Source organism: Streptomyces vietnamensis, from assembly GCF_000830005.1.
GTDB classification, from domain to species: domain Bacteria; phylum Actinomycetota; class Actinomycetes; order Streptomycetales; family Streptomycetaceae; genus Streptomyces; species Streptomyces vietnamensis.
The window spans coordinates 2,137,914-2,153,881 of record NZ_CP010407.1; the positions used below are offsets into that span (position 1 = coordinate 2,137,914).

Genomic DNA, 15,968 nt, shown 5'->3' on the forward strand with positions numbered 1-15,968 from the left:
GCCCGACCGGCCCGGCACCCCCTAGGGTCGGCGCCATGATCGACCACGAACTCGACCTTGTTTCCGTGCGCGAGGCGACCGACCGTCTCCTTGCCGCCGCTTCCTCCTGGGACAACGCGGCGACGGCCGAGCCGTCACGGCTCCCGGGCTGGACCCGCGGCCATGTCCTCGCCCACGTGGCCCGTAACGCCGACGCCCTCGTGAACGTCCTCCAGGGCCGTCCCATGTACGCCGACGCCGCGACCCGGGACGCCGACATCGAGCGGGACGCCGGACGGCCGCTGGACGTCCAGCTCGCCGACGTGCGCGAGAGCGCCGACCGCTTCCAGGCCGCGGGCGCCGAGCCCGCCGACTGGAGCCGCACCGTCGAGCTCCGCAACGGGGTCACCGACAGCGCCTCCCGGATCCCCTTCCGCCGCTGGGTGGAGGTGGCCCTGCACCACGTCGACCTGGGCGTCGGCTACGAGCTGGAGGACCTGCCGGAGGAGTTCGTCCAGCGGGAGATCGACTTCCTCGCGGAGCGGTTCACGGGCAACGCGGGCGTGCCGCCGACCCGGGTCCTGGCCACGGACGGCCCGGGCAGCTGGACCACCGGCTCCGCGGAGGGCTCCGAGGTGACCGTGAGCGGCCCCGCCCCCGAGCTCCTCGGCTGGCTCGCCGGCCGCCGCGACGGCTCCGCCCTGAAGACCGAGGGCGGCCCGCTCCCGGAGCTCCCCCCGCTGTAGCGGCCACCGTCACCCTCCGGGGCTAGTCTGAGGCCATGACGTACAGCGGAGTGGTGAAGGTCGGCGGCCCGGCGGACGTGCACGAGTTGACGGACCTGATGATCTCGAAGGTCGCGGTCGGCCCGATGGACAACAACGCGTATCTGCTGCGCTGCCGGGCGACCGGCGAGCAGCTGCTGATCGACGCGGCCAACGAGGCCGGGACGCTCCTCACGCTGATCGGTGACGACGGCATCGCCGCCGTCGTCACCACCCATCGGCACGGCGACCACTGGCAGGCCCTGGAGGAGGTCGTCGCGGCGACCGGCGCCCGGACCTACGCGGGCGCGTACGACGTGGAGGGCATCCCGGTCCCGACCGACGTGCCCGTGGAGGACGGCGACACGATCCGGGTGGGCCGGGTCGAGCTGACCGCGCGCCGCCTGGTCGGGCACACCCCGGGCTCGATCGCCCTGGTCTACGACGACCCGCACGGCCACCCCCACGTCTTCACCGGCGACTGCCTCTTCCCGGGCGGCGTGGGCAACACCTGGAAGGACCCGGAGGCCTTCGCGAGCCTGATCCACGACGTGGAGACCAAGCTCTTCGCGGTCCTGCCCGACGAGTCCTGGATCTACCCCGGCCACGGCCGGGACACCACGCTCGGTGACGAGCGCCCCCACCTCGCGGAGTGGCACGAGCGCGGCTGGTGACACCGGGCGCGCGGCCCCCGAGCTGCGCACCTCCGTACGCCCCCGTAACCCGGACGGCGGCGGGGTAGTTGGCGCGACATGCGCCAAAGTCACCCTCCGTCGCCGTCCCGGCCGCCCTCGGCCCCCTCGATGGGACGGCTCGCCGCCGCCTCGCTCGTCGGCACCGCCATCGAGTTCTTCGACTTCTTCGTCTACGGGACGGCCGCCGCCCTCGTCCTGGGGCCGCTCTTCTTCCCCACCTTCTCGCCGCTGGCCGGGACGCTTGCCGCCTTCGGCACCTTCGCCGCCGGCTTCCTCGCCCGCCCCCTCGGCTCGGTCCTCTTCGGGCACGTCGGCGACCGGTACGGCCGGCGGCCGGTCCTCTTCGCCTCGCTGCTCCTGACCGGCTGCGCCACGGTCGCGGTCGGCTGCGTCCCGACGTACGCGACGCTCGGCATCGCCGCCCCGGTGCTGCTGCTCACCCTCCGCTTCCTGCAGGGGCTCGGCCTGGGCGGCGAGTGGGGCGGGGCGGTGCTGCTCACCGCCGAGCACGCCCCCGAGCGCCGGCGTGCGCTGTGGGCGAGCTTCCCGCAGGTCGGCCCGGCAATCGGTTTCCTCCTGGCGAACGGGGTGATGCTGGCGCTCACCGCCGGGCTGAGCGACGCGGAGTTCCGCTCCTGGGGCTGGCGGGTGCCGTTCTGGGCGGCGGGGCTGCTCGCCCTCGTCGGACTGCTGCTGCGTTCCTCGCTGGCGGAGACCCCGCAGTTCGAGGAGCTGTCCGCCTCCGGGCGGCGCGCGGGCGCCCCACTGACGGAGGTCCTCCGCGACCACTGGCGGCTCGTCCTGCTGACGGCGGGGGCGCTCGCGGTCGGGTACGCCGTCTTCTACACGGTCTCCACCTGGGCGCTGGCCTACGGCACCGAGCGGCTCGGGGTGAGCAGCACCGTGATGCTGACCTGTGTGATGGCGGCGGTGGCGGTCATGGGCGCGGTCACCCCGTTCGTGGCGCTCCTCGGTGACCGCTGGGGCCGGCGCCCGCTCTGTCTGGCGGGGTGTGCGGCCTCCGCGCTCTGGACGTTCCCGATGGCGGCCCTGCTGCACACCGGGCGGCCGCTGCTGATGTTCCTCGGGTTCCTGGGCTCGCTGCTGGCGTTCATCACGATGTTCGCGGTGATCGCCGCGTACCTCCCGGAGCTGTACGAGCCCCGCGTCCGCTGCACGGGCGCCGCCGTCGGCTACAACCTGGCGGGCGTCCTGGGCGGTGCGCTGACGCCGATCGTCGCCACCACCCTCTCGGACGGCGGCTCGGGCCCGCCCTGGGGCGTCGCGGCCTACCTCACCCTGATCGCCCTGGTGAGCCTCGGCTGCTTCGCCCTGCTCCCGGAGACCCTCCCGGGCCGCTCCGAACGGCAGACGCCCGAGCCCGCGGCCGCCTGAGCGGTTCCGGGGTGCGACAACGGCGACGGCCGACCGGGAGGGACCCGGTCGGCCGTCGGCGTGTTCGGAGGGGCGTCAGGCCTCGACGCTGTCCTTCGCCTCCACGTCGGCCGTCTCGGCCGCCTCGCGCTGCGCCTGCTTCTTGGAGGCGATCAGGCTGGTGACGGTGGTGACGGCCAGGACACCGCCGATGACCGCCAGCGAGAAGGGGATGCTGATCTCCGGTACGTGCACCCCGGACTCGTGCAGGGCGTGCAACACCAGCTTCACGCCGATGAAGCCGAGGATCACCGACAGGCCGTAGCTGAGGTGGACCAGCTTCTTGAGCAGGCCGCCGATCAGGAAGTACAGCTGCCGCAGACCCATGAGGGCGAAGGCGTTGGCGGTGAAGACGATGTACGGGTCCTGGGTGAGGCCGAAGATCGCCGGGATGGAGTCGAGGGCGAAGAGGACGTCGGTGGTGCCGATGGCGAGCATGACGACCATCAGCGGGGTCAGCACCCGCTTGCCGTTGTTGCGGATGAAGAGCTTGGTGCCGTGGTACCGGTCGGCGACGCCGAACTTCTTCTCGACGGTCTTGAGGAGACGGTTCTCCTCCCAGTCGTCCTCCTCCTCGTCGGAGCGCGCCTCCTGGATGAGCTTCCAGGCGGTGTAGATCAGGAAGGCGCCGAAGAGGTAGAAGACCCAGGAGAAGCTCGCGATGATCGCGGCGCCGGCGGCGATGAAGATCGCGCGGAGCACCAGGGCGATCAGCACGCCCACGAGCAGCACCCGCTGCTGGAGGTGGGAGGGGACCGAGAACTTCGCCATGATCAGGACGAAGACGAAGAGGTTGTCGACGCTGAGCGACTTCTCGGTGACGTAGCCCGCGAAGAACTCCCCGGACGCCTGGCCGTTGCCGAAGAACAGCAGGCCGAGGCCGAAGAGCGCGGCGAGCACGATCCAGACGATCGTCCAGATTCCGGCTTCCTTGACCGACACGTCATGGGGCTTGCGCCCGATGAAGAAGTCGGCACCGATCAGGGCACCCAGACCGAGAATGGTCAGGACCCACAGGGTCATCGAAACGTCCACTGCGCCTCCGGCGTCGTACGGCTACTGATCACGTCGTCGCTGCCGGAGGTCTCTTCCACCCGGGCGGCTGACGGGCCGCCGGGCCGACGCCCCGGGATCGGATCATGATGATCCGTCCGTATTGACGGGTACGCCGCACATAGGGGAGTACTCCCCTCCGCACCAAGAAGACTACCCGAAAGACCAAGAGAAGGTAAAGGAGAGGGTAAAGGACCATCAAAAGGGCAGGTCAGGGCTGCTTTCCATGGCGGGCGGCCGCCACCTGTGTGAGGACCTGGCGGAGGATCGCGCTGCCCGGCGGAAGGAGCGGCGGCTCGTACGACCAGGCGTGACCGACCCAGGGATCGGCGAGGTGGTCGTCGGGCACGGGGGTGAGCCGCAGCAGCGAGCGCCACAGGGGGTCGAGCAGCGGCCCGTACGCGGCCGCGTCCTCCCGGGCCGCGACCATCAGCAGATGGACGCCGACCGAGGGCCCCTCGTCGGCGAGGTACCGCAGCCGGGTGACCGCCCGGTCGTCGAAGCCGTGCGGGAAGTCGTGCACGATCAGCAGCTGCCGGGCCGTGTCGAGGCCGGGCGGCAGCGCGTCGGCCGCCCCGCCCCGCAGTGCCATCTGGAGCAGGTCGACCCGCTCCGTGAGCTGCTCGAGGACCGCCGAGACACCGGCCGCGCCCCGGGCCGGCGGGGCGGCCGCCCCCGTCTCCACGAGCGGGGCGAGGGCCGCGGCGCCCGCGCCCGCCGGGTCGACGAGGTGGACGGTGAACCCGCCCGCCGGGTGCGCCGCGAGCAGCCGCGCCGCGTGCGCGACGGCGCAGTCGAGGGCGAGCCGCCGCAGCTCGACCTCGTCGAGGAGCCCGGCGGCCTCGGAGTGGCCGCGCCCGGAGTCCACCCAGAGCCCGCGCTCGAGGGGCAGCCGGACGAGCATGGGGATCCGCAGGTCGGTGCGCTCGGGGAGGTGGAGGTCGCCGAGGCGGACGGCCATCGGCTCCTCGGCCGGGACGCGGTAGGCGTGCCAGACAGGGTTGTCCCAGCGGGCGTAGGCGACGGGCAGCGCCGGCTCGACGACCTCGGACTCGGCGGCGAGCTGAGCGAGGTCCCGGTCCAGGACCTCCCGGGCGCGCCCCACGAGTTCGTCGTGCCGGGCGCGGGCGGCGGCCCGCGCGGCGTCGTTCGCGCCGCCGGCCCGGGCGCGGTAGTCGGTGAGCGCCTCGTCGAGCTCCCGGTCGAGCCGGGACTCCGCGAAGTCGCAGGCGCTGCGGTAGGCGGCGGCGGTACGGGCCAGGTCCTCGAACATGCCCCACACCTGGTTGTAGAGCCGCTCGTCCATGGACCAGCCCGAGGCGTCCCCGGCGACCGGCACGGGCGGGGCCTGCCGCGGCTCGGGGGCGGGGGTGGGGGCGGGCTGGCGCCGGGGGTGGGAGTAGTCGATGGGACCGCCGGCACCCATGCCCGCCGCGGGGGTGGGCGGCGGCGTCGCCGGTGCCGGGTCCGGGGCGGTCGGCGGCGCCGTGTGGCGTACGCGCTCCGGCTCGGGGACGCGCGAGGGGACGGCGTCCTGGGCTTCCGGGGTCACGGTCGCCAGGATCGTGGCGGCCAGATCCGCGGGGCGCTCCAGGCCCTGGTCACCGAGCAGGGCGGCCAGCCCGCCCTCGTACCCCTGCCCCATGGCCCGGACCTTCCAGGCGCCCTGACGGCGGTACAGCTCCAGGGCGACGAGGGCGGACTCGCGGTCGAGGCCGGTGATGGTGTAGCTGGCGATCTCGGTGCCGTCGGGGCCGGTGACGGCGACGAACGGGGCGGCGAGCGCCCCGAAGCGGGCGGCTCCGCCGGTCAGCGCGAGGAGGACCGAGACGCGGTGGACGGCACCGGGGACCGCGTCCAGGTCGACGGCGAGGCGGTGGTCGGCGGCGGAGCGTCCGGGCACGTCGACACCGGGGAGGGAGGGCGCGCCGGGGTGGGCGATCCACTCCGCGCCCGCGACCCGGCCCTGTTCGTCGCCGAGGGTGGCTCCGGCGAGGACGGGGTGACCGGCCGACACCCGGATCTCCAGTCGGGTCTCGGGCAGGGGGTGGTTCTGCCCCCGGACCAGCTCGGCCGTCATCGTCTCTGTCCCCTCGGCGTTCTCACAGGCGGCGTTCTCACAGGTGCGGATCATGCGGGACAGCTCCCGGTGGCCTGGTGCCTCCGGGAGCTGTGGGTGTGCCGTGCCGGGCCCTTCTACAGGTGCGGCAGGATCGCCGGCATCAGGTCCTGGAAGGTGCGGCCGTTGGCCGGGTTGCCCAGGGCCGTCATCTGCCAGCCGGAGCCGACCCGGTGCACCTTCGCCATGATCTGCGCGGTGTAGTTGCCGCCGCCGTCGAGGGTGTAGCGCGCGAGCTCCTGCCCGTTCGTCTCGTCGACGATCCGGCAGAAGGCGTTCTGCACCTCCTGGAAGGTCTGGCCGGTGAAGGAGTTCACCGTGAAGACGATCTGGTCGATGTGGACCGGCACCCGCTCCAGGTCCACGAGGATCGCCTCGTCGTCGCCGCCCTGGCCCGCGCCGCCCACCAGGTTGTCGCCGGTGTGCTTGACCGAGCCGTCGTCGCTGACCAGGTGGCGGAAGAAGACCACGTCGACCGGCTGCTTCTCGGCGAAGAGGACGGCCGAGGCGTCCAGGTCGATCTCCCGGGTGCGCGAGCCGAAGAGACCGCGGCGCGGCGCCGCCTGCCAGCCGAGCCCCATCCGCACCTGGCTGAGGCTGCCCCCGCCCCGCTTCTCCAGGCTGATGGCCTGACCCTTGGTCATGTTGACCGACACGCGTTGCCCCTCTCGTTAAGCGTTCCCCGCGCCCGCTGTCCGGTGCGTGCAGTTGTCGAGCACCCTACGCAGCGGCACCGACGGCGCGGAGGCACGGTCCGGTTTTGTGTCGGTCTTGCAACACAGCGGACCGCCCTCCGCCCTCGTCCGATCAGGCGAGTCCCGCCTCCTTCATCTGGCGCAACTCCTTCTTCAGCTCCCCCACTTCGTCGCGGAGCCGGGCCGCCACCTCGAACTGCAGCTCGGCCGCCGCGGCGCGCATCCGGTCGGTCATCTCCTCGATGATCGCGGCCAGTTCGGTGGCGGGCCGGTCGCCGAGCTCGACGGTGGAGCCTGCCTTGCCCTTGCCCTTGCCCTTGCCCCTGGCCGTGGGGCCGTGCGCGGCGAGCGAGGGCACGGGGGCCTTCGCGCCCTTGCCCTCCTTCGGCTGCCGGTAGCCGGTGCCGAGCAGTTCCTCGGTGTCGAGCTCCTCGCGGGCGATGGTCGCGACGATGTCGTTGATCTTCTTGCGGAGCGGCTGCGGGTCGATGCCGCGCTCCGTGTTGTACGCGATCTGCTTCTCGCGGCGCCGGTTGGTCTCCTCGATGGCCTGCTCCATCGCCGGGGTGATCCGGTCCGCGTACATGTGGACCTGTCCCGACACGTTGCGCGCGGCGCGGCCGATCGTCTGGATGAGGGAGGTCCCGGAGCGCAGGAAGCCCTGCTTGTCGGCGTCGAGGATGGCGACGAGGGACACCTCGGGCAGGTCGAGGCCCTCCCGGAGGAGGTTGATGCCGACGAGGACGTCGTACTCGCCGGCGCGCAGCTCGCGGAGGAGTTCGATGCGGCGCAGGGTGTCGACGTCGCTGTGCAGGTAGCGCACCTGGATGCCGAGCTCCAGGAAGTAGTCGGTGAGGTCCTCGGCCATCTTCTTGGTGAGGGTGGTGACGAGGACCCGCTCGTCGCGCTCGGCGCGCAGCCGGATCTCGTGGACCAGGTCGTCGATCTGGCCCTCGGTGGGCTTGACCACGACCTCGGGGTCGACGAGCCCGGTGGGGCGGATGATCTGCTCGACGAAGCCGTCGCCGCGCGAGAGCTCGTACGTCCCGGGGGTCGCGGAGAGGTAGACGGTCTGGCCGATCCGCTCCTGGAACTCCTCCCACTTCAGCGGGCGGTTGTCGAGGGCGGACGGGAGCCGGAAGCCGTGGTCGACCAGGGTCCGCTTGCGGGAGGCGTCGCCCTCGTACATGGCGCCGATCTGCGGCACGGTGACGTGCGACTCGTCGATGACGAGGAGGAAGTCCTCGGGGAAGTAGTCGAGGAGGGTGTTGGGCGCGGAGCCGGGCTCGCGGCCGTCGAAGTGCATCGAGTAGTTCTCGATGCCGGAGCAGGAGCCGATCTGCCGCATCATCTCGATGTCGTACGTGGTGCGCATGCGCAGGCGCTGGGACTCCAGGTGCTTGCCCTGCTTGTCGAGCTCGGCGAGGCGGCCCTCCAGCTCCCGCTCGATGTCGTTGACGGCCCGCTCCATGCGCTCGGGGCCCGCGACGTAGTGGCTGGCGGGGAAGACGTACAGCTCGCGGTCCTCGCTGATGACCTCGCCGGTGAGCGGGTGGAGGGTGGAGAGGGCCTCGATCTCGTCGCCGAACATCTCGATGCGGACGGCGAGCTCCTCGTACACCGGGAAGATCTCGATGGTGTCGCCGCGCACCCGGAAGGTGCCGCGGGTGAACGCCAGGTCGTTCCGCGTGTACTGGATGTCGACGAAGCGGCGCAGCAGCTGGTCGCGGTCGATCTCCTCGCCGACCTTGAGCGGGACCATCCGGTCCACGTACTCCTGGGGGGTGCCGAGGCCGTAGATGCAGGAGACGGAGGCGACCACGACGACGTCCCTGCGGGTGAGCAGGGAGTTCGTCGCGGAGTGGCGGAGCCGCTCCACCTCCTCGTTGATCGAGGAGTCCTTCTCGATGTAGGTGTCCGACTGCGGGACGTACGCCTCGGGCTGGTAGTAGTCGTAGTACGAGACGAAGTACTCCACCGCGTTGTTCGGCAGGAGCTCGCGGAACTCGTTCGCCAGCTGAGCGGCCAGCGTCTTGTTCGGCGCCATCACCAGGGTGGGGCGCTGGAGCTTCTCGATCATCCACGCGGTGGTCGCCGACTTGCCGGTGCCGGTGGCGCCGAGGAGCACGACGTCCTTCTCGCCCGCGCGGATGCGCCGCTCGAGCTCGGCGATGGCGGTCGGCTGGTCGCCGCTGGGCTTGTACTCGCTGACGACCTCGAAGGGCGCCACCGAACGTTCGATCTTGGAAACGGGCCGCATGCAACCACCGTACGACCCGCCACTGACACTCGGGCGGCGATCGGTTCACCGCCCGGTCGCCGGGCGTCCCGTCACCAGTCCTGGGAGCGGTGTCCGCCGCGCGCGACGCTCCTGCGGGCGGCCCGTCCGGCGGGGCGGCCCGCGGGGCGGGCGCTCCAGTTGGCCGGCTCACCGTAGGACGGCACGTGGCGCGGGGCGGGCACGCCGGGGCGGTGCGGGGTCCGGGCGGGGCGCTGCCAGTCCGGGTCGCCCATCACGAGCAGCGGGTCGAACATGACGACGACGGCGGCCAGGATCAGGAAGACCGCGGGGCCGATCAGCATGGGCAGCAGGAGCGAGGTGGCGCCGTCGCCGGTCCCGGTGCGCGTCTCGGTGCCGTGCAGGTGGACGCTGACGGCGGCCATGGCGGTGTAGTGCATACCACTCACGGCTCCGCCCATCACCAGGCTCGCACCGAGACTGGCCAGAAATCCATGTACGGAGACGGCCGCCCAGAGGGCCGCGGTGGCGGCCACGACGGCGATGACCACGGAGAGGGCGACGGTGAGCGTGTCGTACTCGATCCGGCCCTGGAGGCGCATCCCGGCCATGCCGAGGTAGTGCATGGTGGCGACGCCGAGGCCGGTGATGGTGCCGCCGGTGACCAGGGTCAGGGTGGTCGCCCCCCGGTAGCCGACGATGAAGATGCCGATGCCGACCATGAGGACGGCGACGCCCAGGCTGGCGAAGGTGATGGGCCGGTCGTACTCGATGGGCGCCTGCTCGACGGAGAAGCCCATCATGGCGATGAAGTGCATCGTCCAGATGCCGGTGCCGATCGAGGTGGCGCCGAGGGCGAGCCAGCCCGCCTTGAAGGTGTCGCGGTGGCGGAGCGATCTGGTGGTGCACCTCAGACCGAGGGCGCCGCCGAGGCAGGCCATGAGAAAGGCGGCCACCGGCGTGACGAGCCCGTAGCTGAATCCGTCGACCGTGCCCTGCATGAGCGTGTGTCCTCCACCCCTGGTGCAACGTCGTCCGAAAACAGTCGGTACCGCTGGGTAGTACTACCGGGGCGAGATTATGGCGCGCCGGGGGCCCGGCGACCACGTGACCGGGGAATTTCCGTTCGCGAGACCGGAGCGAGACCGGTCCGTGATCTCCGTGACGGTCGCGGCCCCGATCGTGACCCCGTCGCCCGGCCCTGACCCCGTTGCCCGATCGGGACCCGTTGTCGGTGGCGGGTCGTACCGTGGGCGGCATGGACATCGACACGGTGGAGTGGACGGTCGTGGAGAGCGCCATCGGGCCGCTCCTCCTCGCCGCGACCGGGCGGGGGCTCGTCCAGGTCGGGTTCCACGCCGACGCGGCGCGCCGGGAGCGGATGCTCGACCGGCTGGCGGGTCGGCTCGGCGCGGAGCCGGTGGAGCGCGCCTCGGGGCGGCTCGCGGAGGCGATACGCCTGCTCGACCGGTACTTCGCGGGCGAGGCGCTCGATTTCGACCTGCCGCTGGACTGGAGCCTGACGACCGGCTTCAACCGGCAGGTGCTGCGCGAGCTGGCGGCGGGCGTCCCGTACGGCACGGTCGTCGGGTACGGGGAGCTGGCGAGGCGCGTCGGGCAGCCCGGCGCGGCGCAGGCGGTGGGCGCGGCGATGGGCGCCAACCCGCTGCCGGTGGTGGTGCCGTGCCACCGGGTGGTGGAGAGCGACGGCGGTCTCGGCGGCTTCGGGGGCGGTCTGGAGACGAAGAGACAGCTGCTGGCCCTGGAGGGCGTGCTGCCTGCGCCGCTGTTCTGAGCGCCGGAGGCCGTCGGGGAAGGAGGGGGCGTTCCCATCTGATGGGACGGCTGGCAGACTCACGTAAGTGACTCAAACCCCCAGTGCCCCTGACGCCATCCTGCCCGAGGGCATATCCGCCCCCGCCGGGCTGCCGGCGCTCCGTCGGCGCGTGCAGGCCGTGCTGATCGCCACCCAGATCCTGGGAGGCCTCGGCATCGCCATCGGCGTCGCCCTCGCCGCCGTCCTGGCCAGGGACGTGAGCGGCACCGAGGCGCTGTCCGGTATGGCGTCGACCGCGACGGTGGCCGGTCCCGCGCTGCTGGCCATGCCGCTGGCCGCGCTGATGGCGTCCCGGGGGCGCCGGGCGGGGCTCGTCCTCGCGTATCTGCTCGGGGCTCTCGGCGCCGGTGTGGTGGTGCTCGGGGCGGTCGTCGGGAGCTTCCCCGTGCTGCTCGTCGGGCTCGTCGGCTTCGGCGCCGGGTCCTCGGCGAACCTGGCGGCCCGCTTCACCGCCGCCGACCTCGCCGAACCGGACCACCGGGCCCGGGCCATCTCCACGGTGGTGTGGGCGACCACGATCGGGGCGGTCCTCGGCCCGAACGTCGCCGCGCCCGCCGGGAAGAGCGTCTCCGGCCTGGGCATACCGGCCACGGCCGGTCCGTTCGTCTGGGCCGCCGGTGTCTTCGTGGTCGCGGCCCTCGTGGTGGCCGTGCTGCTGCGCCCGGACCCGCTGCTCACCGCCCGCGCGCTGTCGGCCGCCGGGCCGGGCGAGGCGACGGAGGGCCGCTCGCTGCGGGCCGGGATGCGGGCGGTACGGGAGTCGCCGAGGGCCCGGCTCGCCCTGGTCACCGTCGCCGGCTCGCACACCGCCATGGTGTCGATCATGTCGATGACGCCGGTGGCGCTCACCCACCACGGCGCGGACATCCAGCTGATCGGCCTCGTGATCAGCGGGCACATCGCGGGCATGTACGCCTTCTCGCCGGTGATGGGCTGGCTGTCCGACCGGCTCGGCCGGCTGTCGGTGATCGGGCTCGCGGTCGGTCTCATCGGTACGGCGGCGCTCGTCGCGGGCACGGCGGGACCGTCCCACGGCCGGACCGCCCTGGGCCTCTTCCTCCTCGGTCTCGGCTGGTCGGCGGGGCTCGTGTCCGGTTCGGCGCTGCTCACCGACTCGGTGCCGCAGGCGGCGCGGGCCGCCGTCCAGGGACTGTCCGACTTCGTCATGAACACCGCCGCCGGCCTCGGCGGCCTCGCGGCGGGCCTGATCGTCTCGCAGGCGGGCTACGGGCCGCTGAACGCGATCGCCGCGTGCCTGCTGCTGCCGATGGCGGCGCTCGCGCTGCGGGGCGCCCTCCGCAAGGCCTGATCGACAAGACACCCCCTAACCCGGCACCGCCGGGGAGGAGGCATCCGCGGCCAGCTGCCGTGGGGTGCCCGTGCCGTCGGCGGGGACCGACCAGACCGCTCCCCCGTACCCGTACGCGAGGGTCTCCGCGTCCGTCCACAGCGCCTGGTCGTCGATGCCGCGCCGCTCGGCGACGGGGTGCTCGCGTCCGGTGCGCAGGTCGTACACGTACAGCCGCCACGGCTCGCGCGGGCCGTCGGACACCCGCTTCTTGAAGGCGATCCGGGTCCCGTCCGGGGAGAGCGAGGGGCATTCGACGTTCTCCCGCAGGGCCCGGGCCGACCAGTTCCGCATGTCGCCCTCGACGAGGTGGGTGCGGCCGCCCGTCGAGACGGTGGCGTAGAAGCGGTTGTCGTCGGCGGCGAAGGTGACGCCCCAGTAGTTGACGTCGGGGGCGTGGTGGCGGCGGCCGTCGAGGGTGAGCGGGATCTGCTCGATGTTCTTCACCAGGTAGCCGGTGCGCAGGTCGAGGATCGAGGTGCGGGTGGCGAAGGCCGAGCGCGCGTACGAGTCGCCGGTGGCGAACATCGTCCAGGACAGCATGCGTCCCGAGGCGGAGACCCTGGCCCGGCTGGGGATGCCCGGCAGGGCGATGCGGCGGACCTCGCGGAGCTCCCGGTCGAGCACGAGGACGTACGAGCGGGCCGGTACGCCCGGTCGCCGCTGGAGGCAGAGGGCGGTGGGACCGGCCGCGTGGAAGCGGTCGCAGGAAGGGCCGCCCGCCACCCGGCCGCCGGGCGCGGCCGGGTCCACGCGCGCGACGCGCCCGCTCGCGGTGTCCCGGACGTAGAGCGTCCCGGCGCCCCGGTCGAGGGTGAAGCCGGGGTCGGCGGTCCCGGTGGCGGCGGCCCGTCCGGAGGCGGCCCGCAGGGTGTAGGCGGTGGCGCCGCCGCCGAGCAGCAGGAGGGCGAGGACGAGGATCGCCGCACGCGCGCGCGTGGAGGCGGTGGTGTTCATGTCGTGCTCCCTTCGGGGGTCGGCACGGACGGCAGCAGCCGGGCGGCGCAGCACAGGGCCGCCGTGAGGGCCAGGAGCGCGGCCACGAGGGCCGTCTCCGGTCCGCTCGCCGTCCAGAGGGCACCGAAGGCGACGGCGGCACCGAGCCGGGCGAGCGCCTGCGCGGTCTGGACGACCGCGAGGCCGCCGGCCTGCCGGCCCTCGGCGAGGAAGGGCCCGGTGAGGGCCATCAGGACGCCGTCGGTGGCGGCGTAGAAGACCCCGAGCAGGACGAGGACGCCCACGAGGGCCGCCGCTCCGGGCACGGGGGCGAGGAGCAGCCCGTAGGCGAGGAGCAGGGCTCCGTGCCCGTACAGGAGCGGCCCGCGGCGCCCGAGGCGGTCGGCGAGGCGGCCGGCCGGGACGGCGAGCAGCAGATAGACGCCGGCCGCGCCGAGCGGCAGGAACGGGAACCAGGTGGCGTCGAGGTCGAGGCGCCGCTGGAGCAGCAGGTAGAGGAAGGAGTCGCCGACGGTGGCGGCGCCGAGGAGGGCGGCGCAGAGCACGATCCTGCGGTACGCGGGCGAGCGTCGCAGGGCCGTGAGGAGCCCGCCACGCGCGCGTGGTGCCGCCGTCTCCCTCGGCGGCTCGTCCCGCTGCCGCCCGGGGACGAAGAGCAGCCAGAGCAGGACGCCGAACGCGCCGACGCAGAAGCTGACGGCGAAGACCGCCTCGTACGTCTCGGCCGTCGCCCACAGCAGCGCGAAGGCGGCGAGCGGCCCGAGGAGGGCGCCGGTGGTGTCCATGGCGCGGTGGGTGCCGAAGGCGCGGCCCAGGTCCTCGGGCGGGCTGTGCAGGGTGATGAGCGCGTCGCGCGGGGCGGTGCGGACGCCCTTGCCCAGCTTGTCGGCGGCGAGCGCCCCGGCGATCCCGCCGGTCGCCCCGCCCGCGAGGAGGAGGCCGAGCCGGGAGCAGGCGGAGAGGGCGTAGCCGAGTCCGCCGATCTGTTTGTGGCGGCCGCCGCGGTCGGCGCCGGCCCCGCCGAGGAGCCGTACGAGCGCGGTGGCGCCGGTGGAGAGGCCGTCGAGGAGCCCGAACTGGAGCGGGGACAGGCCGAGTCCGAGGACCAGGTAGAGCGGCAGGACGGCGGTCACCATCTCCGAGGAGACGTCGGTGACGAGGCTGACCGCGCCGAGGGCGAGGACGGTGCCGGGGACGCGCCGCCGGGTCCCGGTGGGACGGGGCGGCGCGTCGCGGCGACCGGTGGTCGCGAGGTACATCAGTGGCAGGTGTAGGTCGGGCCGGAGTCCTTGACCTGGTCGTCGGTGCCGACGTACTGCCAGGTGTAGGTGGTGTCGGTGAGGTCCAGCTTCAGGACGCCGTAGGTTCCGCTGATCCGCTTCTGGCTGTTCGGCTGGACGGTCTCGATGGGATAGGGCTCGGCGCCGCCCATGCCGCCGACGATCTCGACGATGCCGTCGGCGGTGGCCCGCCCGTTCGGGTCCTGCGGGGCGAAGCGCTCGTAGTGGTGGTCGTGTCCGTTGAGGACGAGGTCCGCCCCGGCCGCGTAGAGGATCTGCCACACGGGCTTGGAGACGGGGTCGTTGCCGTGGCCGCCGGAGGAGTACAGCGGGTGGTGGAAGTAGGCGGCGAGGCAGCCCTTGGTGTTGCGTGCGAGGTCGTCCTTGAGCCACTGGATCTGCGCGGCGTCGTCGAAGGTGTTGGAGTCGAGGGCGACGAAGTGCCAGTTGCCCTGGTCGTAGCTGTAGTACGGCTTGCCCTGCGGGTAGGCGATGGCGCCGAAGTACGACTTGTAGCCGGAGAACGCGCCGGCCGGGTCGTAGGACTCGTGGTTGCCGGGCACGGGCCGCGTCTTCGTCTTGAAGGCGCCCCAGGTCTTGTCGTAGTAGTTCCGGAAGTCCGAGAGGCGGGCGTCGTCGTACTGGTTGTCGCCCATCGTCAGGTAGAAGGACGGTGCGATGCGCTGGGCCAGGGCGGCCGTCTTCGGGTGGGCGCAGGAGCTGCTGGAGGCGGTGCACCGGGCGGCGATGTCGCCGGCCGCGACGACGGTGAAGGCGCCGGTGGGCGGGGGCGTGGTGGAGGTGGTGCCGTAGACCTCCACCGTCCAGAGCGAGTAGCCGTACGAGGTGCCGCGGGCGGTCCCGTAGACGCGGAGGTAGCGGCCGGTGCCGGTGAGTCCGGTCCAGTCGTCGGTGGCGCCGTTGCCCGCGGTCTCGGTGGCGAGCCGGGTCCAGGTGGTGCCGTCGGCGGAGATCTCGACGCGGTAGGCCTTGGCGTAGGCGGCCTCCCAGACGAGTTTGACGCGGGAGACGGTGGCCGAGGGGCCGAGGTCGACCTTGATCCACTGGGGGTCGACGCCTTCGGCGCTGGCCCAGCGGGTGGTGGAGTCGCCGTCGAAGGCCTTCTCCGGGCCGAAGGTGCCGTCCTCGACGGAGGAGGAGGCGGCCGGCCTGCCCTGGGAGATCAGGGTGTCGGCGGCGGCTCCGGCGCGATCCGGGAGGGCGAGCAGGAGTCCGCCGACGAGCAGCAGCACGGCGGCGAGGACGAGGGGCAGTCGGTCGGTGGTGCGGCGAGGTGGGGCGGAGGCGAACAGGCGCATACCCGGGCTCCCTGGCCTGAGGGGTCGGCGAGAGCTGGACACCGGTGCGGGGCACCACGACCGCGCCGGGCGGCACGGACCGGGCCGCCCGTGCCGCGTGGTGCGGGCACGGGCGACCGGCCGGGTGGCGATTCGGGGCGCCACGCGGCGGGGTGGTGCTCGGCGGCCGGGTCAGAGCTCTCGCTGAGCGCGTCACGCCCCCGGGTGGGGCTTGGATGGGGCTTGGGGTGGGGCGCCGCGCCGAGCCGC

Annotated in this window: 13 protein-coding genes; 5 read left to right on the top strand and 8 right to left on the bottom strand. The window is 73.0% G+C overall.

The genetic code is table 11. The features are described from left to right. Positions 1-35 precede the first annotated feature (35 nt). From SVTN_RS09420 to SVTN_RS09430, 3 genes are all read left to right on the top strand, one after another. Entirely contained in the window at positions 36-725 is a 690-nt protein-coding gene (locus SVTN_RS09420; protein ID WP_041128668.1) for a maleylpyruvate isomerase family mycothiol-dependent enzyme, read from the top strand. Positions 726-760: 35 nt separating this feature from the next. After that, positions 761-1,417, top strand: a complete 657-nt coding sequence (locus tag SVTN_RS09425) for an MBL fold metallo-hydrolase (RefSeq protein WP_041128669.1) — start codon at positions 761-763, stop codon at positions 1,415-1,417. 129 nt (positions 1,418-1,546) lie between these two features. Then, positions 1,547-2,833, top strand: a complete 1,287-nt coding sequence (locus tag SVTN_RS09430) for an MFS transporter (protein ID WP_041128670.1) — start codon at positions 1,547-1,549, stop codon at positions 2,831-2,833. A 75-nt stretch (positions 2,834-2,908) separates the two neighbouring features. On the opposite strand, the gene SVTN_RS09435 is transcribed toward SVTN_RS09430, so the two are convergent. The 5 genes from SVTN_RS09435 to SVTN_RS09455 all read right to left on the bottom strand — a co-directional run bounded on the left by SVTN_RS09435 (position 2,909) and on the right by SVTN_RS09455 (position 9,979). Further along, positions 2,909-3,907, bottom strand: a complete 999-nt coding sequence (locus SVTN_RS09435; protein WP_078908270.1) for a TerC/Alx family metal homeostasis membrane protein — start codon at positions 3,905-3,907, stop codon at positions 2,909-2,911. 229 nt (positions 3,908-4,136) lie between these two features. After that, the gene (locus SVTN_RS09440) at positions 4,137-6,005 is read right to left on the bottom strand and encodes a TerD family protein (protein ID WP_041133728.1); all 1,869 of its coding nucleotides are present in this window, start codon (positions 6,003-6,005) and stop codon (positions 4,137-4,139) included. 116 nt (positions 6,006-6,121) lie between these two features. After that, on the bottom strand, positions 6,122-6,700 hold the full coding sequence (locus tag SVTN_RS09445) for a TerD family protein (protein ID WP_041128672.1): 579 nt from the start codon (positions 6,698-6,700) through the stop codon (positions 6,122-6,124). 151 nt (positions 6,701-6,851) lie between these two features. Beyond that, positions 6,852-8,999, bottom strand: coding sequence for an excinuclease ABC subunit UvrB (gene uvrB, locus SVTN_RS09450; protein ID WP_041128673.1), 2,148 nt, complete (start codon positions 8,997-8,999; stop codon positions 6,852-6,854). 71 nt (positions 9,000-9,070) lie between these two features. Next, complete coding sequence (locus SVTN_RS09455) at positions 9,071-9,979, bottom strand: MHYT domain-containing protein (protein ID WP_041128674.1); 909 nt, start codon at positions 9,977-9,979, stop codon at positions 9,071-9,073. 257 nt (positions 9,980-10,236) lie between these two features. Here SVTN_RS09455 and SVTN_RS09460 point away from each other — a divergent pair, with 257 nt between their 5' ends. Together SVTN_RS09460 and SVTN_RS09465 are read left to right on the top strand one after the other, a co-directional pair. After that, entirely contained in the window at positions 10,237-10,773 is a 537-nt protein-coding gene (locus SVTN_RS09460; protein ID WP_041128675.1) for a methylated-DNA--[protein]-cysteine S-methyltransferase, read from the top strand. A 67-nt stretch (positions 10,774-10,840) separates the two neighbouring features. Continuing rightward, positions 10,841-12,124, top strand: coding sequence for an MFS transporter (locus SVTN_RS09465; RefSeq protein WP_078908271.1), 1,284 nt, complete (start codon positions 10,841-10,843; stop codon positions 12,122-12,124). Between the two features lie 15 nt (positions 12,125-12,139). On the opposite strand, the gene SVTN_RS09470 is transcribed toward SVTN_RS09465, so the two are convergent. Genes SVTN_RS09470 through SVTN_RS09480 form a run of 3 tightly spaced genes read right to left on the bottom strand, consistent with a single transcriptional unit; the run spans position 12,140 to position 15,719 of the window. After that, the gene (locus tag SVTN_RS09470) at positions 12,140-13,120 is read right to left on the bottom strand and encodes a TolB family protein (RefSeq protein ID WP_041128676.1); all 981 of its coding nucleotides are present in this window, start codon (positions 13,118-13,120) and stop codon (positions 12,140-12,142) included. Continuing rightward, positions 13,117-14,379 carry an MFS transporter gene (locus SVTN_RS09475; protein ID WP_041128677.1) on the bottom strand — a complete coding sequence of 421 codons (1,263 nt, stop codon included), beginning with the start codon at positions 14,377-14,379 and terminating at the stop codon, positions 13,117-13,119. Before SVTN_RS09475 ends, SVTN_RS09470 begins: the two co-directional genes overlap by 4 nt. Continuing rightward, positions 14,379-15,719: a discoidin domain-containing protein gene (locus SVTN_RS09480; protein WP_041128678.1), complete on the bottom strand. Its 1,341-nt coding sequence runs from the start codon at positions 15,717-15,719 to the stop codon at positions 14,379-14,381. Before SVTN_RS09480 ends, SVTN_RS09475 begins: the two co-directional genes overlap by 1 nt. Positions 15,720-15,968 lie beyond the last annotated feature (249 nt).

Coding starts and splice junctions, on each gene's coding strand:
- SVTN_RS09430 (WP_041128670.1), top strand. CDS start 1,547: ATGGGACGGCTCGCCGCCGCCTCGCTCGTCGGCACCGCCATCGAGTTC.
- SVTN_RS09425 (WP_041128669.1), top strand. CDS start 761: ATGACGTACAGCGGAGTGGTGAAGGTCGGCGGCCCGGCGGACGTGCAC.
- SVTN_RS09470 (WP_041128676.1), bottom strand. CDS start 13,120: ATGAACACCACCGCCTCCACGCGCGCGCGTGCGGCGATCCTCGTCCTC.
- SVTN_RS09475 (WP_041128677.1), bottom strand. CDS start 14,379: ATGTACCTCGCGACCACCGGTCGCCGCGACGCGCCGCCCCGTCCCACC.
- SVTN_RS09440 (WP_041133728.1), bottom strand. CDS start 6,005: ATGACGGCCGAGCTGGTCCGGGGGCAGAACCACCCCCTGCCCGAGACC.
- SVTN_RS09455 (WP_041128674.1), bottom strand. CDS start 9,979: ATGCAGGGCACGGTCGACGGATTCAGCTACGGGCTCGTCACGCCGGTG.
- SVTN_RS09480 (WP_041128678.1), bottom strand. CDS start 15,719: ATGCGCCTGTTCGCCTCCGCCCCACCTCGCCGCACCACCGACCGACTG.
- uvrB (WP_041128673.1), bottom strand. CDS start 8,999: ATGCGGCCCGTTTCCAAGATCGAACGTTCGGTGGCGCCCTTCGAGGTC.
- SVTN_RS09420 (WP_041128668.1), top strand. CDS start 36: ATGATCGACCACGAACTCGACCTTGTTTCCGTGCGCGAGGCGACCGAC.
- SVTN_RS09460 (WP_041128675.1), top strand. CDS start 10,237: ATGGACATCGACACGGTGGAGTGGACGGTCGTGGAGAGCGCCATCGGG.